Origin of the sequence: Streptomyces sp. 11-1-2 (assembly GCF_003595545.1) — a bacterium.
Taxonomy (GTDB): domain Bacteria; phylum Actinomycetota; class Actinomycetes; order Streptomycetales; family Streptomycetaceae; genus Streptomyces; species Streptomyces hygroscopicus_B.
In genome coordinates, this window is sequence record NZ_CP022545.1 from 6219841 (window position 1) to 6243763 (window position 23923).

Sequence of the window (23923 nt, forward strand, 5' to 3'; positions counted from 1 at the left end):
CGGATGCGACGAAGGCCCGGCGGCTGCCGGGCCTTCGTCGCATCCGCGTCCCCACGTCTCCGGCCGCTCGGTAACCCTCTGGTCGTCCCTGCGGCCGCGGTCGCCGTCGTCACCGCACGGCGAACGGCCTCACAGCGCCTGTGGGAAGTCGAAGAGCCGGTCCGGGTCGTAACGCTTCTTCAGCCGCGTCAGCTTGTCGGCGGCCGAGCCGTAGTAGGCCGAGCGCCAGTCCTTCAGCGACGCGTCCGTGTAGTTCTGGTACGCCGCGCCGGAGGCGTACCGCCGCATCGCCGTATGGGCCCCGTCCAGCCAGGCGTTGCCCGCGGTGCCCGAGCCGCTCGCCGCCCAGGACGCGGTGTACTGGGCGAGGAACCGCGAGCGGCGGTGGACGAAGGACGTGGTCGTGGGCGAGGCCCGGTTGACCGCCCCGCCGAGCGCGGTCAGCGCGATGCTCACCGCGCCCCCGCCGCCGGTGCGCCGCCCGTAGCGCTCCACCTGGTCGAGCATCGCCCGTACGCCCGCCTGGCTCAGCGAGCGGTCGTAGAAGTCCGAGCGCGCCGCGTAGGTCTCGCGATTCAGCACCCCGGAGGTGCTGTGGCCGGGCTTGTCGCCCGGCAGATGGCAGTTGGTCGTGGAGGTGTCGCCGCAGCCCGCGTACATCCGCATGGCGTCGACGTAGCCCCGGCGGCGCAGGCTGACCTGTGCGGACGGGCCGGGGCCGCCCGGTCCGTCGGCGAGCCGGTCCACCGCGTTCTGCAGCGCGCTGTAGGTGCCGAGCGAGAAGCAGCTTATGGAGATGGTGGGGGTGCCCCCGGGGGCGGCGGACAGATGCAGCGCCGACCAGATCTCGTCCGGCTGGTCCGGGCCCCACTTCTGCCAGGCGCTCAGCACCTTCGTGGCCTTAGACCATGGCCATGACATATAGCAAGTCACGCCGTCGGCCGCCTCATGCGTACGGAACCGCAGTTCGGTGACGACGCCGAAGTTGCCGTTGCCCGCGCCGCGCAGCGCCCAGAACAGATCGGCCTCGCGGTTCTTGGAGACCTCGAGGGCCTTACCGTCCGCGGTGACGATCGTCGCGCCCGTAAGGCTGTCGGCGGTCAGGCCGTACGCCCGGGAGACCACACCGTGGCCGCCGCCGAGGGTCAGCCCCGAGATGCCGACGCTCGGGCAGGAACCGCCGGGGACGGTGACCCCGCGGGTGCCGAGTGAGGTGTAGACGTCGATGAGCTTGGCACCGCCACCGATCCGCGCCTCCCCGGAGGTCGTACGGATCGACGAGAGCGCGGAGACGTCGATGACGAGACGGCCGTCGCCGCTCGACCACCCGGCGTAGGAGTGACCGCCGTTGCGGATGGCGACGGGGGCGCCATGGCGGCGGGCGAAGTCCAGACAGGCGGAGATGTCCGAGGTGTTCTCTATGTAGGCGACGGCGGCTGGGCGCAGATGGTCGAACCGGGTGTTGTAGAGCCGGCTGGCGGAGGTGTAGTCGGAGTCGCCGGGGCGCACCAGGTCGCCCTGCAGGTCCTTGCCGAGCGCGCTCCAGTCGGCGGACTTCGGCTTGCCGTCGACGGCGCCGCGCCTGCCGCTCGCGGAGGCCGAATGGGCGTCCGGCGCCGAGGAGGAGGCGGAGTCGGCGGAGGTCCCGTCACCGCCGGCCTTTCCCGCGTCGTCGTCGCACGCGGTGGCCCATGTGGCGGTGGCCGTCAGCCCCGTGCCCGCTGCCAGCAGTGTCCGCCGGTTCATGGCGGTGTCCCCTCCCTGTCGACGCTGTTCTCAACCGTCGACCGGGCCACCGCGGAGCCGGCCCGGTCCCTGGGTCAGAGGGAGGGACCGGGGGATGTGGTTCCGCTCGTTGCCGAAGTGTTGTCGGGGGACGGACAAGCCCCACTAATCGGACGAGTCCGATGAATCGCTTGTGTCGGACGGGGAGTGACGGGCCGTCGCATGAGCCGCCGCGTCGTCGCGGGCGGTGCCTCTGGCGCGACGGGCCGGACCGTACCAGCCGCAGGTGCAGCGGGCGATGGAGAAGGAGCCCTTCTCCACGGTGGTGGTGCGGTCCTGGCCGGGGCCTATGTCGCCTGAGTCGAGCACATGACCACGCTACCGGGCCGTGACGGGCCACCGGTCCTGATCGTTAAACGAACAAGTATCAAGCGTGGACGAGCGTGGCCAGGGGGTCGGCGGTCGATGGAGTTCCAGCAGCGCGGGCTCGGCGTACGGAGACGGGTGAGAGCGGTCGCCGGTGTCGTGTCGGGCGGCCTGCTGGCCGTGTCGCTGGCGGGCGTCAGCGGCTGTTCCACCGAGACCGCGGCCGATGAACGCCCCGGCGGCACGGCGCGGGAGAGCGCGGTCACGGTGCTGCACCGGGCCGCGGACGTGCTGGTCAGATCGGGCAGCTCGCGGGTCCGCACCACCATGGAGACGGCGACGGGCGGCACCCGCGTGTCTATCCGCGGCAGCGGTGCGTACGACTTCGAGAAGCGGCTGGGTCGGCTGCGGCTGCTGCTGCCGAGGGACGCGATGGGGGCCGCCGAGCATGCGCCGATCACCGAACTCCTGGCCTCCGGAGCGCTTTTCATGCGCAATCGCGGGGCGGGCATTCCCCGCGATAAGTGGGTGCGGGTGGATACGACGGACATTCCCGACGGCAATCTCGTCACCGGCGGGGCCACAGATCCGCTGACCGCCGCCGAACTGCTGCGCGGGGTGCGGAAGGCCAGCCTGGTCGGCCAGGAGGGGCTCGACGGGGATCTGGTGCGCCACTATCGCGGCATCACCGACATCGGCCGGGCGGCCCGGGTCGCGTCGGAGGGCGCGCGGGGGTCGCTGGTGGCCGCGGCGAGGGGGTTCGGCGAGAACACGGTGACCTTCGACGCGTATCTCGACGGGCTCGGCCGGCTGCGCGAGGTGCGGCACCGGTTCACGGTGAGCAGCCGGACCGACGGCCAGGAGGCGACGGCGGGGCCGGACGCCGCCGGGCGGCGCGGTGCGGTGGGCGTCGCCTCGACGACGGAGCTGTACGACTTCGGGGCGCCGGCCGTGATCGAGCTCCCCAAGCCCACGGATATCTACACAGGAAAGGTCGGATCACCTCAGAAGTAGTCGGAGGGGCCTGCTTTACCCTTCGAAATGGCCCATCCGTGCCATGCGCGGAGTGTGTACCGATCCCTACGCTGGGAAGCCGCTGCTCGAAAGTGCTCGCAGGTGCTCGCTGGAGGAGGTGAAACACGTGGTTGCGCGTCGCGGCTCGTCGGGCCCGGACCCCGTGGCCCTCGTCGAAATCGATCTCTATGGTGACTTGATGATCGCTGCGTCGAGCGCGGACGAGGACAGGCTCAGTACGGACCGTATCGACGAGGTGCTCCGGGTGCAGGCCGACCGATCAGATTCGGCCGAGGGAGCCAAGGGTGCCAAGGGCGCTAATGGGACCAAGGGTGCCAACGGCGTCAAGCGGACCAAGGGGGTCAATAACGCTGATCGCGCCGAGGACGCAAGGGGTGCCGAGGAATCGACGGGCGCCCCGGAGGCCGGGGTCCCGGACGCTCCGTAGCGGAGTCGCCGTCTCGCCGGCGGGTGCCCAGCGGCCCCGTCCGGCGAGCGGCCCTGTCTGCGCCCGACTGCGGTCATATCCGCGCCCGGGACGGGCCGTGCCGGTACGGGCTCAGGTCCGCAGCAGCCGGGCGATGGCCGCCGTGGCCTCGGCCACCTTGGCGTCGACCTCGCTCGTGCCCTCCGTCTCCCCCTGGGCCGCGCTCTCCACGGCCGCGCTGGCGACGCAGTGGCGCAGATGCTCCTCGAGCAGTTGGAGGGCGAAGGACTGCAGTGCCTTGGTGCCGGCCGAGACCTGGGTGAGTATGTCGATGCAGTAGACGTCTTCCTCGACCATCCGCTGCAGTCCCCTGATCTGGCCCTCGATCCGGCGCAAACGCTTGAGGTGCTGATCCTTTTGTTTGGCGTATCCATGGCCACCGTGGGGTACGGACTCCTGGGCGGAAGTATGCCCGGACGTCTGGCCCCGCTCGTCGCCGTCGGTGGGCGCGGTGGTGTCGGCTGCCGTGGTCGTCATGGCGTCCTCCCGTTGATTACGCAATGTCCGCATATACCCCCAGTGGGTATATGGTACCGGCTTTTCTGGTCGAACCGGGCCCCCGTGCTGAGCACTCTGCACGATGGGCGACACTGGGATCGCCGGTTACCGTGGCCGGAAGATGCGCCTAGCATCGACGAGTCCCCATCCGCTGCCTCCGAGGATCCCCAGTGCGCTTTCGTCTGACCCCCAGGGAGACGAGCTTCTACGACATGTTCGCCGCGTCCGCGGACAACATCGTGACCGGCTCCAAGCTCCTGATGGAACTGCTCGGGGCGGACTCCTCCGCTCGTGCCGAGATCGCGGAGCGGATGAGGGCCGCGGAGCACGCGGGGGACGACGCCACACACGCGATCTTCCACCAGCTGAACTCCTCCTTCATCACGCCGTTCGACCGTGAGGACATCTACCGCCTGGCCTCGTCCCTCGACGACATCATGGACTTCATGGAGGAGGCCGTCGACCTGGTCGTCCTCTACCAGGTCGACGAGCTGCCCAAGGGGGTTGAGCAGCAGATCGAGGTGCTGGCGCGGGCGGCCGAGCTGACCGCCGAGGCGATGCCGAATCTGCGCACCATGACCAACCTCACCGAGTACTGGATCGAGGTCAACCGGTTGGAGAACCAGGCGGACCAGATCCACCGCAAGCTCCTGGCCCACCTCTTCAACGGTAAGTACGACGCCATAGAGGTGCTCAAGCTCAAGCAGATCGTCGATGTGCTGGAGGAAGCGGCCGACGCCTTCGAGCATGTGGCCAACACGGTCGAGACCATCGCCGTCAAGGAGTCCTGAGCCCGGGCATGGACACCTTCGCGCTTGTCGTGACCATCGCGGTCGCGCTCTTCTTCACCTATACCAACGGCTTCCACGACTCGGCCAACGCCATCGCGACCTCGGTCTCCACCCGGGCGCTGACCCCCAGGGCGGCGCTCGCGATGGCCGCCGTGATGAACCTCGCGGGTGCCTTCCTCGGCAGCGGTGTCGCCAAGACCGTCAGTGAGGGCCTGATCGCCACCCCCACCGGCGGCCAAGGCATGATGATCTTGTTCGCCGGGCTGGTCGGCGCGATCACCTGGAACATGGTGACCTGGTACTACGGTCTGCCGTCCTCCTCCTCGCACGCCCTGTTCGGCGGGCTGGTCGGCGCGGCGCTGGCGGGGGCGAGCACGGTCCACTGGGACGGGGTGCTGGAGAAGGTCGTCATCCCGATGGTCCTCTCTCCCATCGTCGGCCTGGTGCTCGGCTACTTCGTGATGGTGATCATCCTCTGGCTGTTCCGTGACGCGAACCCGCACAAGGCCAAGCGCGGCTTCCGGATAGCGCAGACCGTCTCGGCGGCGGCCATGGCGCTCGGCCACGGTCTCCAGGACGCCCAGAAGACCATGGGTGTCGTGGTGATGGCCCTGGTCATCGGGGGTGTCGAGGACGAAGGCGACGCGATTCCGGTGTGGGTGAAGATCTCCTGCGCCGCGATGCTGTCGCTCGGCACCTACGCGGGCGGCTGGCGCATCATGCGCACGCTGGGACGGCGGATCATCGAGCTGGACCCGCCGCAGGGGTTCGCGGCGGAGACCACGGCGGCCGGGGTCATGTACACGGCGTCGTTCATGTTCCAGGCGCCCATCTCGACCACCCATGTGATCACCTCGGCGATCATGGGTGTGGGGGCGACCAAGCGGGTGAGCGCGGTCCGCTGGGGGGTCGCGAAGAACATCATCCTCGGCTGGTTCATCACCATGCCCGCGGCGGCCGGAGTCGCCGCGCTCAGCTACTGGATCGTCAACCTGGCCTTCGGCTGACCGGCGTACGTTTCAGGGCCGACCGCCGCACGCGCTCCGGCCGACCGCCGCACGCGGATTCACGAAGCGGATACACGAAGCAGACACGCAAAAGCGGGCCCGCCCCCGGGAGCCAGGGGCGGGCCCTTCGTCTTGCGGTGGCACCGCCATGCAGCACCGCAGGACGTTCTGTCCTCGCCCATAGTGCGGCGAGGAGTCTGGTCAGCCGAAGCGGCCCGAGATGTAGTCCTCGGTCGCCTGCACCGACGGGTTGGAGAAGATCCGCTCGGTCTCGTCGATCTCGATGAGCTTGCCGGGCTGGCCGACGCCGGCCAGGTTGAAGAAGGCCGTACGGTCCGAGACGCGCGCCGCCTGCTGCATGTTGTGCGTCACGATGACGATCGTGAAGCGCTCCTTGAGCTCACCGATCAGGTCCTCGATGGCGAGCGTCGATATCGGGTCGAGCGCCGAGCAGGGCTCGTCCATCAGCAGCACATCGGGCTCGACCGCGATGGCGCGGGCGATGCACAGCCGCTGCTGCTGACCACCGGAGAGCCCGGCGCCCGGCTTGTTCAGCCGGTCCTTGACCTCGTTCCACAGGTTGGCGCCCTTGAGGGACTTCTCGACGACGGCCTCGAGCTCGCTCTTACGGTACGAGCCGTTGAGCTTCAGCCCGGCGGCGACGTTCTCGAAGATGGACATCGTCGGGAACGGGTTGGGGCGCTGGAAGACCATGCCGACCGTGCGGCGCACGGAGACCGGGTCCACGCCCGAGCCGTAGAGGTTCTCGTCGTCGAGCATCACCTTGCCCTCGACCCGGCCGCCGAGGGTGACCTCGTGCATCCGGTTGAGGGTGCGCAGGAAGGTCGACTTGCCGCAGCCCGACGGGCCGATGAAGGCGGTCACCGAGCGGGGCTCGACCGTCATCGAGATGTCCTCGATGGCTTTGTGGGTGCCGTAGTAGGCCGTCAGCCCGCTGACGTCGATGCGCTTGGCCATGTGAATCACTTCTCTTCTTCTTGGCCTCAGCGGCCGGACTTCGGGGCCTTCCAGCGGGCGATGCCGCGGGCCACCAGGTTCAGGATCATGACGAAGGCGATGAGCACGAGCGCCGCGGCCCAAGCCCGGTTGAAGGAGGCCTCGTTGCCGAGCTGCCACTGCTCGTAGATGTAGTAGGGCAGCGACGACTGGGCGCCTTCGAACGGGTTGTTGTTGATCCCGGCGGCACCGAAGACCAGCAGCACGATGGGGGCGGACTCGCCGGCGATACGGGCGACCGCGAGCATCACACCCGTGGTGATTCCGCCGATCGCGGTGGGCAGCACCACCTTGAGGATGGTGCGCCACTTGGGCACGCCGAGCGCGAGGGACGCCTCACGCAGCTCGTCCGGGACGAGCTTGAGCATTTCCTCGGTCGAGCGGACGACGATCGGCATCATCAGGATGGCCAGCGCCATGGCACCGGCGAAGCCCGAGTAGCTGAAGTCGAGAATGATGATCCAGAAGCTGAGGATGAACAGGCCGGCGACGATCGAGGGGATACCCGTCATCACGTCGACGAAGAAGGTTACGGCCTTGGCGAGCCGGCCGCGGCCGTACTCCACCAGGTAGATGGCGGTCAGCAGGCCGATCGGAACGGCGATGAGCGTGGCGAGGCCGACCTGCTCCAGGGTGCCGATGATCGCGTGGTACGCGCCACCGCCGGGCAGGATCGTCTGCACACCCTCCATGGAGTGGCCCAGGAAGTAGCCGTCGAGCACCGTCCGGCCCCGGTCGATGGTCTCCCAGAGCAGGGAGAGCAGCGGGATGACGGCGAGCAGGAAGCAGACCCAGACCAGGCTGGTGGCCAGCCGGTCCCTGGCCTGCCGGCCTCCCTCGACCACGGCGCCGAGGATGTACGAGGCGATGATGAACACCAGGGCGGCGAACAGGCTCCACTGGAGCGGATTGCCCATTCCCAGGGCGGTGCCGATGCCCGCTCCCACCGCCGCCGAGCCGACGACCAGGGCGTACGGGGTCCACCGCGGCAGACGGGCCTGCTGGAGGCTCGAAGCGCGGTGCGAGCCTTTGCTAACGACAGCGTTACTCATGCGGCGGTCCCCGAGTACTCCTTGCGGCGGGCGATGATCATTCGCGCGGCGCCGTTCACCAGCAGGGTGATGACGAACAGCACGAGACCGGAGGCGATCAGCGCGTCGCGGCCGTCGTTACCGGCTTCCTTGAAGCGGCTGGCGATGTTCTGGGCGAAGGTGCCGCCGCCCGGGTCCAGCAGGCTGGTCTCGATCAGGAAGTTGGGGGACAGCACGGTGGCGACCGCCATGGTCTCGCCCAGCGCACGGCCCAGGCCCAGCATCGAGGCGCTGATGATGCCGGAGCGGCCGAAGGGGAGGACCGACATCCGGATGACCTCCCAGCGGGTCGCGCCGAGCGCCAGCGCCGCCTCCTCGTGCATCTTCGGGACCTGCCGGAACACCTCGCGGCTCACGCTGGTGACGATCGGCAGAATCATGATCGCCAGCAGGATGCCCACGGTGAACAGGGAGCGCGCGGCGCCGCCCTGGTAGCTGAGGATCCCGGTCCAGCCCAGGTAGTCGTCGAACCAGGTGTACAGCCCGGTCAGATGCGGGACCAGGAAGAGCGCGCCCCACAGGCCGTAGACGATGCTGGGGACCGCGGCGAGCAGGTCGATGACGTAGGCGACCGGAGTGGCCAGCCGGCGCGGGGCGTAGTGCGAGATGAACAGCGCGATGCCCACCGCGACCGGGACCGCGATGACCATGGCGATGATCGAGCTGACGACCGTGCCGTAGGCGAGGACGGCGATGCCGAACCGCATCGGCGAGGAGCCGGTGTTCCACTCGAAGTACGTGAGGAAGTTGGCCTCGTCCTTGGAGATCGCGATGGCGGCGCGGTAGGTGAGGAAGGCCGCGATGGCCGCCATGATCACCAGCAGAGCGATACCGGAACCCCGCGAGAGGCCGAGGAAGATCTTGTCACCGGCGCGGCCGGTGGAGCGCGTCCGGACCTTGGGTGGAGACCCGGCGGCTGATGATGTGGGTTCTATATCCGTTTTCATGAGTTCTCCGGTCTGCGGAGCCTGATGCGGATGAGGCTCCTGGTGCGGCGGTGCACCGGACAATGCGGCTGACTCCGCCGCGGCGATTGCCGCGGCGGAGTCAGCCGCACTCGGGTCAGGAGAGGCTCTTGACGCTCTCGCGGACCTTGTTGGCGATCTCGGTCGGCAGCGGGGCGTAGCCCAGCTCCTTGAGGGAGGTCTGACCGTCCTCGCTGGCGACGTAGGTCAGGAAGGACTTGGTCGCGGCGAGGGTGCTCGCCTTGTTGCCCTTGTCACAGGCGATTTCGTAGGTGACCAGGGTGATCGGGTAAGCGCCGTCCGCCTTGGTGTCGTACGCCAGGTCGAGGGCCAGGTCGTTGCCGGTGCCCTTGATCTTGGCCTCGGAGATGGCCTTGGAGGCGTTCTCGACGGTGGCCTGGACCGGGGCGGAGGCGCCGGTGTCCAGGTCGACGGTCTTGATGCTGTTCGCGGTCGCGTAGGACAGCTCGAAGTACGAGATGGCGCCCGAGACCTGCTTGACCTGCGAGGAGACACCGGAGGAGCCGTCGGCCGACTGGCCGCCCTTGCCCTCCCACGCCTTGCCCGGCTCGTGCGGCCACGCCTTCGGGGCGGCGGCCTTGAGGTACTTGGTGAAGTTGTCCGTGGTGCCCGACTCGTCGGAGCGGTGGAACGCCTGGATCTTGAGGCTCGGGAGCTTCGCGTCCTTGTTCAGCGCCTTGATCGCGGGGTCGTCCCACTTCTTGATCTCGGAGTTGAAGATCTTGCCGAGGACATCGGCGTTCAGCGTCAGCTTGTCGACGCCGGGCACGTTGAAGCCCACGGCGATCGGGCCACCGACCATCGGCAGGTCAATGGCCTTGCCGCCCTTGCAGATCTTCTCGGAGGACTTGACCTCTTCGGGCTTCAGCGCCGAGTCGGAGCCGGCGAAGGCGGTCTTGCCCTGCAGGAACTCCTGGATGCCCGCGCCCGAGCCGGTGGCCTTGTAGTTGAGCTTGGTGTCCTTGCAGGCCTCGCCGTAGGTCTTGATCCACAGGTCCATGGCGTTCTTCTGCGCGGACGAGCCGGAGGCCAGCAGCTGCCCCTTGCCGTCACATTTGATGTTGGAGGCGGCCTTGGAGCCGCCGCCGCCCGAGTCGCTGTTGTCGTCGGAACCGCACGCCGTAAGAACAAGGACGCCGGAGACGGCAAGGGCACCGGCGGTGATGGCGCGAAGCCGGTTCTTGCGCTGAAGCTTCACTTTCAGGAGTTCCTTCCAGGAGCCGCCGGTTGGGGGACGGCGCGCGAGATTGGGTGGAGCGCACTTGGTGCGGCGTGCGCCGGAGCCGGACTCGGCTCACGCTCAGTAGGGCCGAAAGTAGGCAGATCAGGTGAAGCGGCCTGAGGGGGTGAGTTAACGGATGGTGAACCTCGGCCGTCAGTGTGGTGGCCATGTCACGGCCAGGTCACGGCCTGATCCCGAGCCGGGCGACGTCCTTGCGGAGGTCGCGCCGGGTCCGTCCGACACCTGTGCGGCACCCGTCCGGTGAACCGGTTCGGGGTGGCTGCTGGCGTAACCGCCGCGTGTCTCTGTCGAATTGCGGTACGGCATGTCACTATCCGTCCCTACGTGCCGGTACGTCAGGTCTGGCGCGCGAGAGGGACAGGAGCGCGCCCGGCCGGAACGGAACGAGAGGAGACCGCGGGTGAGGCGGGACGGGAGAGGGAGGGGTGTGAGCGTCGCCGCGGCCACCGCGCTGGTCTGTGCGCTGGGACTGTCGGCCGTGCCGGAGACGGCGTACGCCGCGCCCGGCGAGCCGGGGCCGGCTCCGGGGCCGGGCGGCGGGGCGGATGGCGGCGCGACCGGAGGCCAGAGCCTGGAGGAGGTCCATCAGGAGGTCGACGGGCTCTACCGCAAGGCGGAGTCCGCCACGGACGCGTACAACCTGGCGCGGGAGAAACAGGCCCGTCAGGAGAAGGCCATCCTGAAGATCGCCCGAGCCGTGGTGAAGGCGCAGAAGGAGATGGCCGGGCTGCGCAAGCGGGCCGGGGCGATGGCCCGGGCGCAGTACCGGGGCGGCGGGATGCCGGCGGAGGCGCGGCTGTTCCTCAACGGCGATCCGGGCGAGTTCCTCGACGGCGTGACGCTCGCCCGCAAGGGTGAAAAGGCGACCCACGGCCTGATCGGCCGTCTGGAGCGCACCCAGGCGGCGCTCGACCGCTACGCCGACTCGGCATCCCTGGAGTGGGAGCGGCTGGACCGGAGTCGGGCGAAGAAGGCGGCGGCGAAGAAGGAGATCCTGGGCAAGCTGGCCCGGGCGCAGCGGCTGGAGTCGCGGCTGGCGAAGGACGAACGGGAGCGGCTGCGCCAACTGGAGGAGGGCAAGGCCCGTGGCGCGCAGGCGAAGTGGCTGGACACCGGGATACTGCGGGAGCTCGGCAGCGGCGCCACCGCGATGGGCGGGCGCGCGGTCGACTTCGCGCGGGCCCAGCTCGGCAAGAACTATGTGTGGGGCGCGGTGGGCCCGGACACCTATGACTGCTCGGGGCTGACCCAGCGGGCGTGGTCGGCGGCCGGCCGGGCGATCCCGCGGACCTCGCAGGAGCAGTGGAGGCTGCTGCCGAAGGTGAGCACGAAGGCCATGCGCCCGGGTGATCTGATCATCTACTTCAGGGACGCGAGCCATGTGGGGATGTACGTGGGCAGCGGCGCGATGATCCACGCCCCCCGCCCCGGCCGTCAGGTGACGGTCGCGGGCGCGGGCTCGATGCCGATCCTCGGTGTGGTCCGGCCGGACGCGAGGTAGTAAGGCGACGCGGGGGAGTGCGGCGGGGCCCGGTCCGCTGGTGCGGGCGGGGGTCCGCCCGGTCGCCTCAGGCCGGCGGAAGTCCGTTCAGGGCCGTCTCGAAGGCGTCGTACGCGCGCTGGTCGAAGAGGACGAAGCGGGCCTCGGTGACCGCGGGGTCCGCAGCGCGGACGGTGGTGAGCGCGATCCGGGCCGCGTCGTCCAGGGGCCAGCGGTAGGCGCCGGTGGAGACGGCCGGGAAGGCGACCGTAAGGGCGCCCAGCTCATCGGCGACCCGCAGTGACTCCCGGTAGCAGGAGGCGAGTGTGGCCGAGCGGTCGTCGGTGGTGGAGAAGACCGGTCCGACCGTATGGATCACCCAGCGGGCGGGCAGTCGGCCGGCCGTGGTGGCGACCGCCTCACCGGCCGGAAGGCCCTTGCCATAACGCGACGCACGCAGATCGCGGCATTCATCCAGAATGCCGGATCCGCCCCGTCGATGGATGGCTCCATCGACGCCACTCCCTCCCAACAGGGAGGAGTTGGCCGCGTTCACGACCGCGTCGACGCTCTGCTCCGTGATGTCCCCCAGTGCCAGCGTGATGTTCGTCATCCCGGGATTGTCTCCCGGGCCACCAAGTGCCGCATGACGTGCGGCATATGACAAAAGTCGGTGCCTGAAGGTCATTCCATGAAACGGCCGCCTAGCGCTAAGGTCGCCTGGCAATATCCGGTACCCGCGCCCTGGGTCCGCTGAAACCGACCAGTCGGTGTGCGTACCGGAATCCCACTGCGCTCCACCGGTCGGCGGTGCGCGCCCTCGGGGGGAGGGAAGGAATCGAGCGATGTCCGTACCCGTGCCGAGGCAACGGGAGGCACCGGCCCCGCAGGCCGGTCCCGCCGCCCTGCCCGACAACGGGCTCACCCTGCTGGTGATCGAGGACGATCCGTCCGGTGCCTTCAACGTTCCCGAGATGCTGGATACCGAGGGTAACCGAGTCCGCATCCGTACGGCGCGCAATCTCACCGAGGCCAGCCGGCTGCTCACCGACGGGGTGCAGTGCATCCTCCTTGCCCTCCCGGGCCCGGGCCGCGACGGCGCGGACTCGCTGGCCGCGCTGCACGAGGTGCTGCGGCTCGCGCCCTTGCACGCCGTCCTCGTCCTGACCGCGGAGGACGACGCCGAGCGCGCCGCCGAGGCGGTGCGGGTGGGCGCCCAGGACTTCCTCTTCCGCGGCGAGCTGGACGGCCGGATCCTCAGCCGCGCCATCCGCTACGCCGTCGAGCGCAAACGCTCCGACCTCGCCCAGCGCCAGCTCACCGAGTCACGGCTGCGCGCCCAGGAGAACGCCCGGCTGGAGCGCGGGCTGCTGCCCACCCCGCTGCTGGACGGCTCGGGGCTGCGGTTCGCCGCCCGCTACCGGCCCGGCCGCAGCCGGGCCCTGCTCGGCGGCGACTTCTACGACACCGTCCGCACCCCGGACGGCACGGTCCACGCGATGATCGGCGACGTCTGCGGCCACGGCCCGGACGAGGCCGCCCTCGGGGTGGAGCTGCGCATCGCCTGGCGCGCCCTGACCTTCGCCGGGCTCTGCGGGGATCAGCTACTCGGCACCCTTCAGCAGGTGCTGGAGAACGAACGCGCCGACGATGAGATCTTCGCCACACTGTGCACCGTCGACATCGCGCCGGACGGCCGCCGGGCCGGGGTCTGCCTGGCCGGGCACCCCTCACCGCTGGCGATCCGCCCGAGCATGGCGCCCCGGCTGCTGCCCACGGACGAGAACGGCCCGGCGCTCGGCCTGCTGCCGAACGCCCGCTGGCCGCGCCGCGAGGTCGAACTCGGCGGGGCATGGAGCCTGATGATGTATACCGACGGGCTGATCGAGGGCCGCGTCGGAGCAGGGGTGCAGCGGCTCGGCCAGGAGGGAATGGTCGAGATCGTCGCCCGTCAGGTCGCGGAGGGGCGGCGCGGCGAGGAGCTGCTGGACGCGACCGTCACCGAGGTGCGGTCGCTGAACGGCGGGGAGCTGACCGACGATCTGGCGGTGCTACTGCTGGACCGCGGCTGATCGGCCGCGGCCCGTTCCGCTGTCTGCCGCCCGGCGTTCACCGTCTGCCGCCCGGCGCCCGGTGCCTGTCTCCCCGCGCCGCTTGCAGCCGCTCGGCCCGTCCTAGTGGCCGTTGAAGGGTCCGTAAGGACCGTCGGAGCTGGAGCCGCGGCCGCGCGGCCAGCGGCGGCCACCGCCGGAGACCTGCCGCAGCGCGGGCCGGACGTCGACGATGTACACGATCGTCGCGATGAGCCCGATGATCGGCAGGAAGTCCAGGATTCCCATGAAGAAGTTCACCGCGGCGGCGAGGCCAAGGATGATCAGCCAGAACGCCTTGGTCTGCTTGTCCGCCGCCCGGTACGCGTCATCCCGGCGGATCGCCGAGTCGACGAAGGCGAAGAGGCTGAAGAGGAGCAGGGCCCAGGAGACCCAGTACATCAGCTTGCCGAAGCCTTCAACCAGCACGCCATCCACCGCCTAGAAGATATGTATGGGAAGCGTCTCTGCGGGCCACCGTACCCGCACACCGGGCCGGGCACGCAGGGCGTACCCGGCGTACCCGGCCCGGTCGTGGACGTGCGCTCGTCAGCCGGCCGACTTCGGCTCCGGCCGCTTGGCGGGGGTGGCGGGCTTGTTGCCGCGCGCCGGGGCCTTCTTGGCCTGGGAGGACGAAGAGGCCGCGGACGTCTGCGCGCCGGAGTGACCCGAGTGGCCGGAGTGGCCCGAGTTGCTCGACGGGGCCGGGGTGGCCGGGGTGGCCGGCTTGGCCGCCGACTTCGGCGCCTCCTTGGACGAGTCCATGGCGACCGACTGCGACGGGGCCTTCGACCGGGCCGCCGCGTTGCCGTCCCGCCCCTCGTGGGGCTCGATCGCACCGGCGATGTCGACGACCTCGTCGGCCGCGTCACCGCGCCAGGTCCGCACGACCTCCTGGCCGTGCTCGGCCACCTCGTCGTACCGCTCCCGCGCCTTCACGGCGAGCTCGGCGGCCCGGCCCACACCCTGCAGGGCGAGGTCCTGCGCCGTGTCGCGCAGCCGCTTGATGTCGGTGTCGAGCGAGCCCAGCACCTCGTTGAGCTTGCCCTGGGCCTCCTTGGCCTGCTGGGAGACCCGCTCCTGCACGACCTTGGGGTCGGTGTTGCGCACCGAGTTCAGGCGCTCCGGGGCCTCGGCGACGATCTTCTCGACGAGCGACGGCACCTCCTTGAGCTTCTGGGCGGCCAGATCGGCGGTGCCCGCCATGAAGTACAGCGGGGTCGGGTCGGTCAGGGTCTTGCGTACGTCGTCGGTGATGGCCATGGTGATGGTCCTCCCGGATCAGTTCGAGGGTGTGGCGACGTCGGCGCCGGTGCCGAAGGTGTCGGAGGGATCGGAGATGTCGTCCGAGGCGGTCTGGAGCCCGTTCTCCTTGCGGAAGGACTCGTAGATCTGGAGCAGTACCTGCTTCTGCCGCTCGTTGATCGAGGGGTCGGCGAGTATCACACTGCGCACCTCGGTCTCTTCGCGGTCCCGCTCGTCGAGGATCCCCGCCTGTACGTACAGGGTCTCGGCGGATATCCGCAGCGCCTTCGCCAGCTGCTGCAGGATCTCGGCGCTCGGCTTGCGCAGACCGCGCTCGATCTGGCTGAGGTACGGATTGGACACCCCGGCCGCATCGGCCAGCTGCCGGAGTGACAGCTGCGCACTGCGCCGCTGCTCACGCAGGAACTCGCCGAGGTTGCCGACGTTGAGTGATGCCATACCTCGATGCTGCAACAGGAGTGCTAACTATTGCAAGCATTTGCTTGCAATAGTGGCGCGTGTCATGGCGGGGCCGGGCGATACGGCCTCGGCGAAAAAAATCTGGTGGGGTCTGTCGATCCGGGCGGCGCCCGTTCGACGCAGGGGTGAGAGGCGGGGAAGCCCCCGGCCTCCGTCCCGAATCTCGCTTCGTAATGTCGAATGAGGAGTCACCATGCCGCGCTATCTGTCGATGATCCGCGTCGATGAGCAGAACCCCCCCGCCGAGGGCCCCAGCCCCGAGCTCATGGAGCGGATGGGTGCGCTGATCGAAGAGATGACCAAGGCCGGGGTCATGCTGGACACGGCCGGGCTCACCCCGACCTCCGAGGGCACCCGGGTCACCTGGTCCGGCGGGAAGATCAGCTGCACCGACGGCCCCTTCACCGAGAGCAAGGAGGTCATCGGCGGCTACTCCATCGTCCAGGCCAAGGACAAGGCCGAGGCCGTGGAGTGGACCAAGCGGTTCCTGCGGACCCATGAGGAGTTCTGGACCATCACCGTCGAGGTCCGCGAGATCGTCGCGGGCTGAGCCGGCAGTGCTTGCTCCGTCCCCGTACGGCTGCTCTGATAGGGGCCGTGACGGCAGCAAGCCCGGCCGATCCGGCGAAAGCGGCTCAAGTAGACGAGACGGCTGAAACCACTGAAATCGCCGCAACGGTCGAAACGGTCTTCAGGATCGAGTCCGCGCGGATCATCGCAGGCGTCGCCCGCATCGTGCGGGACGTCGGGCTGGCCGAGGAACTCGCGCAGGACGCCCTGGTCACCGCGCTGGAGCGGTGGCCGGAGTCGGGAGTGCCGGACAATCCGGGCGCCTGGCTCATGGCCACCGCCAAGCACCGCGCGATCGATCTCGTCCGCCGTAAGGAGATCTACGCACGCAAGCTGGCGGAGGTCGGGCGGGCCCTGGAGGACGTCTCACCGCCCGACCCGGCGGATCTCGCCCGCACCGCCGAGGACATCGACGACGATCTGCTGCGGCTGATCTTCACCGCCTGCCATCCCGTGCTGTCCACCCAGGCCCGGGTCGCGCTCACCCTGCGGCTGCTGGGCGGGCTGACGACGGAGGAGATCGCCCGCGCGTTCCTGGTCCCGGAGCCCACGGTCGCCCAGCGCATCGTCCGGGCCAAACGGATGCTCGCCCAGGCCGACGTCCCCTTCGAAGTGCCGTACGGCGACGACCGGACCGCCCGGCTCTCCTCGGTCCTGGAGGTCATCTACCTCGTCTTCAACGAGGGCTACTCCGCGACCACGGGCGACGATCTGGTGCGCCCGGCCCTGTGCGAGGACGCGCTGCGGCTGGCGCGGGTCCTGGCCGGGCTGCTGCCCCAGGAGCCCGAAGTCCACGGACTGGCCGCGCTGCTGGAGTTCCAGTCCTCCCGTATCGCGGCGCGCACCGGCCCCGGCGGTGAGCCGGTGCTGCTCGCCGACCAGAACCGCACCAAGTGGAACCGCCTGCTCATCTGCCGGGGCGTCGAGGCCCTGCAGCGCGCGGGCCATGGCCCGTACTCCCTCCAGGCCGCCATCGCCGCCTGTCACGCACGGGCGATCCGCTACGAGGACACCGACTGGACGGCCATCGCCGCCCTCTACGGCCGGCTGATGGCGCTGGCCCCGTCCCCGGTGGTGGAGCTCAACCGGGCGGTCGCCGTCGCGATGGCGGAAGGGCCCGCGGCGGGTCTGAAGCTGGTCGAGGCGCTGGCGGAGGAACCGGCCCTCAAGGACTACCACCTGCTGCCGAGCGTCCGCGGGGATCTGCTGGAGCGCCTGGGGCGGCATGAGGAGGCCCGGGCGGAGTTCGCCCGAGCGGCGGCCCTGACCCGTAACGCCCGTGAGCGGGCGCTGCTGCTGGAGCGGTCCTCGGGCTGATCGATCTTGTGGTCGGGGCGAAAAGGTGCGCATGCTGCCCCATGAACTCATCCTCCGCACCCCCCTCGTCTTCGTCCTTGTTCTCTCACCTCTCGTCACCGGCCGATCGGCTCGGCTTCGGAGCGATGCAGCTGCCGGGGCGGTGGGCCGGTCCCGCCGTCGAGCGTGCGACGGCCGTGGCGGTCGCACGGCGGGCCGTGGAGCTGGGCGCCCGTCATATCGACACCGCCGCCTTCTACTTCTCCGCCACCGAGCGGGCCAACGACATCCTGCGCGAGGCCCTGCATCCGTACCCCGAGGACGTCACCATCGCCACCAAGGTCGGGCCGCTGCGCACCGCGACCGGCGAGATGTACGCGGAGGCGCGGCCGGAGCAGCTGCGGGGGCTGGTCGAGGAGAACCTGCGGCAGCTCGGCGTCGACGCGCTCGATCTGGTCTACCTGCGGGTGGGGCGGCTCAAGGCGGTGGGCGGGGTGCCGCTCGGGGAGCGGTTCGCCGCGCTGGCCGCGCTGCGCGAGGAAGGGCTGGTGCGGCGGCTCGGGGTGAGCAATGTGAGCGCCGAGCAGTTGGCCGAGGCCCGCGCGATCGCGCCCGTCGCGGCGGTGCAGAACCGGTTCGGGGTACTCGATCAGGTCGACGGGGCGCTGGTGGACGAGTGCGCCGGGGCCGGGATCGCCTATATGCCCTTCTTCGCGCTGGGCGGCAGCCCCACCGCCCTGGAGAGCGGGAACCTGCGGACGGTCGCCGAACGGCTTGGCGCGACCGCGCATCAGATCGCCCTCGCCTGGGGGCTCGCCCGCTCGCCCGCGATCATCCAGATCCCCGGCACCAGCTCACTGGCCCACCTCGAGGAGAACATGGCGGCGGCGCGGATCACCCTCGACGAGGACGACCTGGCGCTGCTGGAGCCGGTGGCGGATTGACGCCGGGCCGGGCGGGCTGACGCCGGGCCGGGCGGGCTGACGCCGGGCCGGGCGGGCTGAGGCCGGACCGGGCCGGGCCGGGGCCTGGGCGCGGCGCCGTTGTCGTACCCCCGTGGTCGAATGAACGGAAGGCGGGCGCAGGGTGTGCTGACGGCGGGAGGCGGCGGATGTCCGGTGGGGCGAGCGGGGTGCGGGTGCGGCTCGAGCCGTGGGAGGACAGCGCGTCCTGTCTCGAGTTGCTGCGTGGCGTCAACAGTCCGGAGATGACGAGCCACCTGGGCGGACCGGAGAGCGAGGAGCAGATCCTGGTCCGCCATCGGCGGTATGCGGAGCTGACGGGGCCGGGCGCCGGGCGGATGTACCGGATCGTGCTGCTGCCGGAGGAGGAGACGGTCGGCAGCATCGGGTACTGGGAGCGGGAGTGGCGGGGTGAGTCGGTGTACGAGACCGGCTGGGCCGTGCTGCCGCGGTTCCAGGGGCGGGGGATCGCCGCCGCGGCCGCGGGGGAGGTCGCCCGGGCGGCCGCGACACAGCGGATCCATCGGTATCTGCACGCGTATCCGTCCGTCGGCCACCCCGCGTCGAACGGGGTGTGCCGTAAGGCCGGGTTCACCCTGGTCGGCGAGTGCGAGGTCGAGTACCCGCTGGGGACGATGATGCGGTGCAACGACTGGCGGCTGGCGTTGAGCTTGCCCTCCTAGTCGCTCAAGGCGCCCTCGGCGCGCGGGGCATGAGGCCATGCGTAGTGCACGGAGAGACCGGTCCGGCCCGGCAGGACATCGGGCCGGAGCACCAGGCGCTCGTCGTAGTCCCCGCCGTTCTGGCGGCGGAACGGGATCGGCTCCTCTGTCGGCAGCGCGGCCAACCGCTTCCCCAGCGCGGCGGCATGGGTCTCGTACACCTCGTCCGGTACCCGGTCCGCGCCGTAGACCACATGCGGTGGCAGCACGGACATGCCGCTGTACCAGAAGGTGCCGTGGTGCAGCGGGAAGAGCAGATCGCCGATGTCGCCGTTGACGCCGCGCGGCCCCATGGTGTCCTCGGGCGCCCCCGCGGTCAGGACCACCATGGCGCGCTTACCGGCCAGCTTGCCGTCCCCGTAGCGCAGGGTGCGTCCGTCCGGCCCCCTGACCCCGTAGGCGAAACCCTTGACGAAGACGCGGTCGAACCAGCCCTTGAGGATGGCGGGCATGCCGTACCACCAGAGCGGGAACTGCACGATCAGCGCGTCGGCCCAGGCGATCTTCTCCTGTTCGGCGCGGATGTCCTCGCTCAGCGTCCCCGCGTCATAGGCGCGCCGCGAGGCGGCCCCGACGATGAGGCGTTCGCTCGCGTCATGGCGGAAGTCGGCGCCGTCGACCACGGGGTTCCAGCGCATCGCGTAGAGGTCGGACAGCCGGTGGTCATGGCCCGCTTCCCGCAGGGCGCGCAGACCTTCGTCGCGCAACGCCCCACTGAGGGACCGCTGTTCGGGGTGGGCGAAAATCCACAGCACATTCATGACCACCATGCTGGGAAACGGGCCCCGGGACCGACGAGTGGCCGGATGGCCAGGATGTGCAAATATCTGGCCAGGGCCCGATGGCCATCAGTCAGCGGCCAATGCGGCGCGGGTGCGGGGCTCCAGCGCCCAGACGGTCAGCTCCGCGTGCTGACCAGCGCCTCCACCCCGTCGAGAATCCGCTCCAGGCCGAAGACGAACTCGTCGTCCGGGCCGCCCGGCGCGCCGAACTCCCCCGTCCGCAGCGCCGCCGTCACCGCGGGGAAGCGCTCGGCGTCGGTCACTCTCTCCAGTAGCCGGGCCCAGGCCGCCATCGAGGTTTCGAGGCTGTCTCCGGTGCGTCGGTTGGCTGCCTGGAGGTCGGTGGTCAGCCGTGCCTCGTTGCGGACGAAGCCGCTGACCAGCATCAGTACGGAGACCTTCTCGCCCTCGCTGAGGCTGGTGTGGTGGAGACAGGCCAGGCCGCGCTCCATCCAGGCTACCGAGTTGGGTGTCGAGGGCGGGGTGCTGATCGGGATGCGCACCACCCAGGGATGACGGGCGAGGGCGGTGCGCAGCCCCCAGGCCCAGTCGGTGAACCCGGCTCGCCAGTCCTCCGCCGGGTCGCCGGGCGGCGGCGGGCCGTAGGCGGCGTCCTCCATCAGCACCAGCAGTTCGTCCTTGGCCGAGACATAGCGGTACAGGGACATCGTGGAGACACCGAGTTCGGCCGCGACCCGGCTCATGGAGACCGCGCCGAGGCCGTCCGCCGAGGCGATCCCGACGGCGGCGTCGACGATCCGGCCCAGGGTCAGCCCGGGGCGGGGCCCCTTGCCCGGGCGTTCCCGCAGCCCCCAGGCGGTCTCGATGCTCGCCGGCAGGCCGGTGCCGTTCTCCTCGGTGGCCATGCCTCGGGACCTCCATGCGTGCGTGTGCTCATGTCCGCTCGGTTGACCGCCATCCTAGAGATGTGTATACCCTACGCAGTAGAGCGTATGGCATACGCAGAAGAGGAAGCGGGGGAACCATGGCCCATCAACCAGCCGCCATTGAGGCAAGCGGCCTCGAGAAGTCCTACGGGGCGGTGAAGGTGCTCAGGGGTGTCGATCTGTCGGTCGCACGCGGCAGTGTCTTCGCACTGCTCGGCCCCAACGGGGCGGGCAAGACCACGACCGTGCGGATCCTGTCCACGCTGACACCGCCGGACGCGGGGCGGGCCCGCGTCGCGGGCTTCGACGTCATCACCGACCGCCGCCGCGTCCGCCGCGCCATCAGCCTCACCGGTCAGTACGCCGCGGTGGACGAGATGCAGACCGGCGAGGAGAACCTGCTGATGATGGGGCGGCTGACCCGGCTCGGCCGCACCGAGGCCCGCGGCCGCGCACGGGAACTGCTGGCGCGCTTCGACCTCACCGGCGCCGCCCGCCGCACCGTGGGCACCTACTCCGGCGGGATGCGCCGCCGGCTCGACCTCGCCGCGGGCCTGGTCGGCCACCCCGAGGTGATCTTCCTCGACGAGCCGACCACCGGCCTTGACCCGCGCAGCCGGCAGGCCATGTGGGACGTGGTCAAGGGGCTGGTGACGGACGGGGTGACGGTCTTCCTCACCACCCAGTACCTGGACGAGGCAGACCAACTCGCCGATCGCATCGCCGTGGTGGACGGCGGCCGGGTGGTGGCCGAGGGCACCTCGGCCGAACTCAAGGAGCGCGTCGCCGGGCGGCGGCTGGACCTGGTGCTCTGCGACGTCGCCGGGTACGAGAGGGCCGCGCGCCAACTGGGCGTACGGCTCGTATGGAGCGACGCCGACCGGTTGACGCTGGGCGTCGCGACGGACGGCAGCGCCGCTCATGTGCGGGCCCTGCTCGACGAGATCGACCCCGAGCGCCGCGCCGTGGACCGCTTCACCGTGCACAGCGCCACACTCGACGACGTCTTCATGGCCCTGACCGGCCACACCGCGGAGGGCGAGAGCCGTACCGCGGAGGGCGACAGCCGCAACGCCACGGGCGAGAAGGAGACGGCCGGTGTCTGACGCGATCGTTCTGACCGGCCGTGTGACCCGGCTGACCAGGCGCAATATCGACGCGGTCGTCACCGCCATGCTGCTGCCGATCATGCTGATGCTGGTCTTCGTCTACTTCTTCGGCGGCGCCATCCAGACCGGCACCGAGTACGTCACCTATGTCGTCCCCGGGGTGATGCTGCTGTGCGCGGGCTTCGGCTCGGCCAACACGGCGGTCACCGTCACCCATGACATGACCGGCGGCATCATCGATCGCTTCCGGTCGCTGGACATCGGCGGCACCCCGATCCTGGCGGGCCATGTGGCCGCGAGCGTGCTGCGCAACGCGGTCGCGACCGCGATCGTCTTCGGGGTGGCCTTCCTCATCGGCTTCCGGCCGGACGCCGGTCCGCTGGACTGGCTGGCCGTGGCGGGGATCCTGCTGATGTTCATCCTCGCGATCTCCTGGCTGTCGGCCTGCTTCGGGCTGATCGCCAGGTCACCGGAGGCGGCGGGCGGGTTCACGTTCCTGATGATGTTCCTGCCGTATCCCAGCAGCGCGTTCGTGCCGATCGACACCATGCCGGGCTGGCTGCACGGGTTCGCGGAGCACCAGCCGGTCACCCCGGTCATCGAGGCGCTGCGGGGGCTGCTGCTGGACCGGCCGGTCGGCGACAGCGCCTGGCAGGCCCTGGTGTGGTGCGGCGGAATCCTGGCGGTGGCGGCCGGGCTGTCGGGGGCGCTCTTCCGCCGCCGCACCGCCTGAGCCACGTTTCCGGCGGCGCCGGTCGACGAGGGTCGACGGGGTCGGCGCCGCCGGGGGCATCAGGTGCCGTACGGGTGGGTGGTGCGGGCCGTGCGCAGGGCCCGTGCCCACCAGGCGAGCTGGTTGAGCATCGCCCCGGCGGCGGTGTCCGGACCCTCGGAGTCCTTCAGCCGGCCGTCCTCCTCGAAGAGCCCGTGCGCGTTGTGGAAGCTGACCGTGTCCCGGACGGTCACGGCGTGGACCTCGGCGAACACCGGCCGCAGATGCTCGACCGCGCGCAGGCCCCCGGAGATGCCGCCGTAGGAGACGAAGCCGATCGGCTTGGCCTGCCACTGGGTGAAATGCCAGTCGATCGCGTTCTTCAGGGAGGCGGGGTAGCTGTGGTTGTACTCGGGCGTGACCACGGCGAACGCGTCGGCCGCGTCCAGCCGGGGCGTCACGGCCTCCAGGGCCGCGAGGTCATCGGGGCCGGGCCGGTGGGAGAGGTCCATGGGTAGCGGGGTCTCGGCAAGGTCGACGACATCGACGGTCATATCGGAGCGGAGCGCCGCATGGCCGGCGAACCACTCCGCGACCTTCGGCCCGAAGCGGCCGTCGCGGGTGCTGCCGACGATGACGGCGAGCCGGATGGGGGAGTCGGTGTGGGTAGGTGCTGCGGCCGTGGATACGGCGGTGTCAGTAGCCATGGGAAGAGCCTCGGACTTAAACAAAGGTTGAAGTCAAACTACCCTCGGCCCTATGACGCAATTGACCTGGAAGACCCATGAGCTCACGGTCGGCGAGCTCTCGCAGCGGAGCGGAGTGCCCGCCTCCGCGCTGCGCTTCTATGAGCGCGAGGGGTTGATCCACAGCCGCCGCACCTCCGGCAACCAGCGCCGCTACACCCGCGATACGCTCCGCCGGGTCGCCTTCGTCCGCTCCTCGCAGCGCGTCGGCATCCCGCTGGGGAGAATCCGGGAGGTGCTCGCGCTCTTCCCCGAGGACCACGTCCTCACCAAGGACGACTGGGCCCGGATCTCGGAGTGCTGGCACGCGGATATCACCGAGCGCATCGAACAGCTGGAGAACCTCCGCGACCACCTCACCGAGTGCATCGGCTGCGGCTGTCTGTCGATCGACAAATGCGCGCTGGCCAACCCGTACGACAGGCTCGGTGAGCAGGGCGCGGGCGCGCGCCGACTGCTCAAGTCCTGCTGCTGAGCGCCGACCGGCCAGCGTCGGCCACCAGATGCCGACTGCCCAGCACCGAGCGGGCGGGCGCCCGCCACCGGGCCCGGACACCGCTGGGCGCCGACGACCGGGTCCGGCCACTCTCGGGTGCCGACCACCGGGCCCGGATACC

Annotated in this window: 27 protein-coding genes; 13 read left to right on the plus strand and 14 right to left on the minus strand. The window is 70.1% G+C overall.

Translation table 11 applies throughout. The features are described from left to right. Positions 1-129: 129 nt before the first annotated feature. Positions 130-1746, minus strand: a complete 1617-nt coding sequence (locus CGL27_RS26400) for an FAD-binding oxidoreductase (protein WP_119990459.1) — start codon at positions 1744-1746, stop codon at positions 130-132. 144 nt (positions 1747-1890) lie between these two features. Beyond that, positions 1891-2094 carry a hypothetical protein gene (locus tag CGL27_RS26405; RefSeq protein ID WP_119990460.1) on the minus strand — a complete coding sequence of 68 codons (204 nt, stop codon included), beginning with the start codon at positions 2092-2094 and terminating at the stop codon, positions 1891-1893. Between the two features lie 96 nt (positions 2095-2190). Here CGL27_RS26405 and CGL27_RS26410 point away from each other — a divergent pair, with 96 nt between their 5' ends. Both CGL27_RS26410 and CGL27_RS26415 read left to right on the plus strand, forming a co-directional pair. Then, entirely contained in the window at positions 2191-3105 is a 915-nt protein-coding gene (locus CGL27_RS26410; RefSeq protein ID WP_119990462.1) for a hypothetical protein, read from the plus strand. 199 nt (positions 3106-3304) lie between these two features. Then, a complete protein-coding gene (locus tag CGL27_RS26415; RefSeq protein ID WP_162952800.1) occupies positions 3305-3553 on the plus strand; it encodes a hypothetical protein in 249 nt (82 codons plus the stop codon). A gap of 111 nt (positions 3554-3664) precedes the next feature. Here the strand turns inward: CGL27_RS26415 and CGL27_RS26420 are convergent, their stop codons facing one another. After that, complete coding sequence (locus tag CGL27_RS26420; RefSeq protein WP_059145907.1) at positions 3665-4069, minus strand: metal-sensitive transcriptional regulator; 405 nt, start codon at positions 4067-4069, stop codon at positions 3665-3667. A 191-nt stretch (positions 4070-4260) separates the two neighbouring features. On the opposite strand from CGL27_RS26420, the gene CGL27_RS26425 reads away from it, so the two are divergent. Both CGL27_RS26425 and CGL27_RS26430 read left to right on the plus strand, forming a co-directional pair. Continuing rightward, positions 4261-4881 carry a DUF47 family protein gene (locus CGL27_RS26425; protein WP_078642726.1) on the plus strand — a complete coding sequence of 207 codons (621 nt, stop codon included), beginning with the start codon at positions 4261-4263 and terminating at the stop codon, positions 4879-4881. An 8-nt stretch (positions 4882-4889) separates the two neighbouring features. Next, positions 4890-5888, plus strand: a complete 999-nt coding sequence (locus CGL27_RS26430) for an inorganic phosphate transporter (RefSeq protein WP_119990466.1) — start codon at positions 4890-4892, stop codon at positions 5886-5888. 201 nt (positions 5889-6089) lie between these two features. Here CGL27_RS26430 and pstB read toward each other — a convergent pair whose 3' ends face one another. The 4 genes from pstB to pstS all read right to left on the minus strand — a co-directional run bounded on the left by pstB (position 6090) and on the right by pstS (position 10180). After that, positions 6090-6866: a phosphate ABC transporter ATP-binding protein PstB gene (gene pstB, locus CGL27_RS26435; RefSeq protein ID WP_078642728.1), complete on the minus strand. Its 777-nt coding sequence runs from the start codon at positions 6864-6866 to the stop codon at positions 6090-6092. Positions 6867-6892: 26 nt separating this feature from the next. Beyond that, on the minus strand, positions 6893-7957 hold the full coding sequence (gene pstA, locus CGL27_RS26440; RefSeq protein WP_078642729.1) for a phosphate ABC transporter permease PstA: 1065 nt from the start codon (positions 7955-7957) through the stop codon (positions 6893-6895). Then, positions 7954-8943: a phosphate ABC transporter permease subunit PstC gene (pstC, locus tag CGL27_RS26445; protein WP_078642730.1), complete on the minus strand. Its 990-nt coding sequence runs from the start codon at positions 8941-8943 to the stop codon at positions 7954-7956. Before pstC ends, pstA begins: the two co-directional genes overlap by 4 nt. A gap of 115 nt (positions 8944-9058) precedes the next feature. Beyond that, on the minus strand, positions 9059-10180 hold the full coding sequence (gene pstS / locus CGL27_RS26450) for a phosphate ABC transporter substrate-binding protein PstS (protein WP_119990468.1): 1122 nt from the start codon (positions 10178-10180) through the stop codon (positions 9059-9061). A gap of 472 nt (positions 10181-10652) precedes the next feature. On the opposite strand from pstS, the gene CGL27_RS26455 reads away from it, so the two are divergent. Next, a complete protein-coding gene (locus tag CGL27_RS26455; protein WP_240450642.1) occupies positions 10653-11726 on the plus strand; it encodes a C40 family peptidase in 1074 nt (357 codons plus the stop codon). A gap of 67 nt (positions 11727-11793) precedes the next feature. Here the strand turns inward: CGL27_RS26455 and CGL27_RS26460 are convergent, their stop codons facing one another. Further along, the gene (locus CGL27_RS26460; protein ID WP_119990472.1) at positions 11794-12318 is read right to left on the minus strand and encodes an O-acetyl-ADP-ribose deacetylase; all 525 of its coding nucleotides are present in this window, start codon (positions 12316-12318) and stop codon (positions 11794-11796) included. A gap of 232 nt (positions 12319-12550) precedes the next feature. Between CGL27_RS26460 and CGL27_RS26465 the strand changes: the two genes are divergently transcribed. Further along, complete coding sequence (locus CGL27_RS26465; RefSeq protein ID WP_014053905.1) at positions 12551-13777, plus strand: fused response regulator/phosphatase; 1227 nt, start codon at positions 12551-12553, stop codon at positions 13775-13777. A gap of 102 nt (positions 13778-13879) precedes the next feature. On the opposite strand, the gene CGL27_RS26470 is transcribed toward CGL27_RS26465, so the two are convergent. The 3 genes from CGL27_RS26470 to CGL27_RS26480 all read right to left on the minus strand — a co-directional run bounded on the left by CGL27_RS26470 (position 13880) and on the right by CGL27_RS26480 (position 15499). Continuing rightward, on the minus strand, positions 13880-14224 hold the full coding sequence (locus CGL27_RS26470) for a DUF2516 family protein (protein ID WP_237299075.1): 345 nt from the start codon (positions 14222-14224) through the stop codon (positions 13880-13882). A gap of 120 nt (positions 14225-14344) precedes the next feature. After that, the gene (locus tag CGL27_RS26475; RefSeq protein ID WP_078642734.1) at positions 14345-15058 is read right to left on the minus strand and encodes a hypothetical protein; all 714 of its coding nucleotides are present in this window, start codon (positions 15056-15058) and stop codon (positions 14345-14347) included. 18 nt (positions 15059-15076) lie between these two features. Then, positions 15077-15499 (minus strand): helix-turn-helix transcriptional regulator, encoded by a 423-nt coding sequence (locus CGL27_RS26480; RefSeq protein ID WP_078642735.1) that lies wholly within the window; start codon positions 15497-15499, stop codon positions 15077-15079. Between the two features lie 214 nt (positions 15500-15713). Between CGL27_RS26480 and CGL27_RS26485 the strand changes: the two genes are divergently transcribed. The 4 genes from CGL27_RS26485 to CGL27_RS26500 all read left to right on the plus strand — a co-directional run bounded on the left by CGL27_RS26485 (position 15714) and on the right by CGL27_RS26500 (position 19031). Next, positions 15714-16070, plus strand: a complete 357-nt coding sequence (locus CGL27_RS26485) for a YciI family protein (RefSeq protein WP_078642736.1) — start codon at positions 15714-15716, stop codon at positions 16068-16070. 116 nt (positions 16071-16186) lie between these two features. Continuing rightward, positions 16187-17407, plus strand: a complete 1221-nt coding sequence (locus CGL27_RS26490) for an RNA polymerase sigma factor (protein WP_119994560.1) — start codon at positions 16187-16189, stop codon at positions 17405-17407. A gap of 41 nt (positions 17408-17448) precedes the next feature. Continuing rightward, complete coding sequence (locus CGL27_RS26495) at positions 17449-18330, plus strand: oxidoreductase (protein WP_119990474.1); 882 nt, start codon at positions 17449-17451, stop codon at positions 18328-18330. Positions 18331-18497: 167 nt separating this feature from the next. Then, positions 18498-19031 carry a GNAT family N-acetyltransferase gene (locus CGL27_RS26500; RefSeq protein ID WP_119990476.1) on the plus strand — a complete coding sequence of 178 codons (534 nt, stop codon included), beginning with the start codon at positions 18498-18500 and terminating at the stop codon, positions 19029-19031. On the opposite strand, the gene CGL27_RS26505 is transcribed toward CGL27_RS26500, so the two are convergent. Both CGL27_RS26505 and CGL27_RS26510 read right to left on the minus strand, forming a co-directional pair. Next, positions 19028-19831, minus strand: coding sequence for an NAD(P)H-dependent oxidoreductase (locus tag CGL27_RS26505; protein WP_162953073.1), 804 nt, complete (start codon positions 19829-19831; stop codon positions 19028-19030). The two genes, CGL27_RS26500 and CGL27_RS26505, sit on opposite strands and share 4 nt — an antisense overlap. 137 nt (positions 19832-19968) lie before the next feature. After that, entirely contained in the window at positions 19969-20718 is a 750-nt protein-coding gene (locus CGL27_RS26510; protein ID WP_119990480.1) for a TetR/AcrR family transcriptional regulator, read from the minus strand. Between the two features lie 119 nt (positions 20719-20837). On the opposite strand from CGL27_RS26510, the gene CGL27_RS26515 reads away from it, so the two are divergent. Continuing rightward, on the plus strand, positions 20838-21845 hold the full coding sequence (locus CGL27_RS26515; RefSeq protein WP_119990482.1) for an ATP-binding cassette domain-containing protein: 1008 nt from the start codon (positions 20838-20840) through the stop codon (positions 21843-21845). Continuing rightward, positions 21838-22581 carry an ABC transporter permease gene (locus CGL27_RS26520; RefSeq protein WP_078642742.1) on the plus strand — a complete coding sequence of 248 codons (744 nt, stop codon included), beginning with the start codon at positions 21838-21840 and terminating at the stop codon, positions 22579-22581. The genes CGL27_RS26515 and CGL27_RS26520 overlap by 8 nt, the downstream gene beginning before the upstream one ends. 59 nt (positions 22582-22640) lie before the next feature. On the opposite strand, the gene CGL27_RS26525 is transcribed toward CGL27_RS26520, so the two are convergent. Then, entirely contained in the window at positions 22641-23267 is a 627-nt protein-coding gene (locus CGL27_RS26525; RefSeq protein ID WP_119990484.1) for an NAD(P)H-dependent oxidoreductase, read from the minus strand. Between the two features lie 52 nt (positions 23268-23319). Here CGL27_RS26525 and soxR point away from each other — a divergent pair, with 52 nt between their 5' ends. Then, a complete protein-coding gene (gene soxR / locus CGL27_RS26530; protein WP_119990485.1) occupies positions 23320-23781 on the plus strand; it encodes a redox-sensitive transcriptional activator SoxR in 462 nt (153 codons plus the stop codon). The last annotated feature ends 142 nt before the right edge of the window (positions 23782-23923 follow it).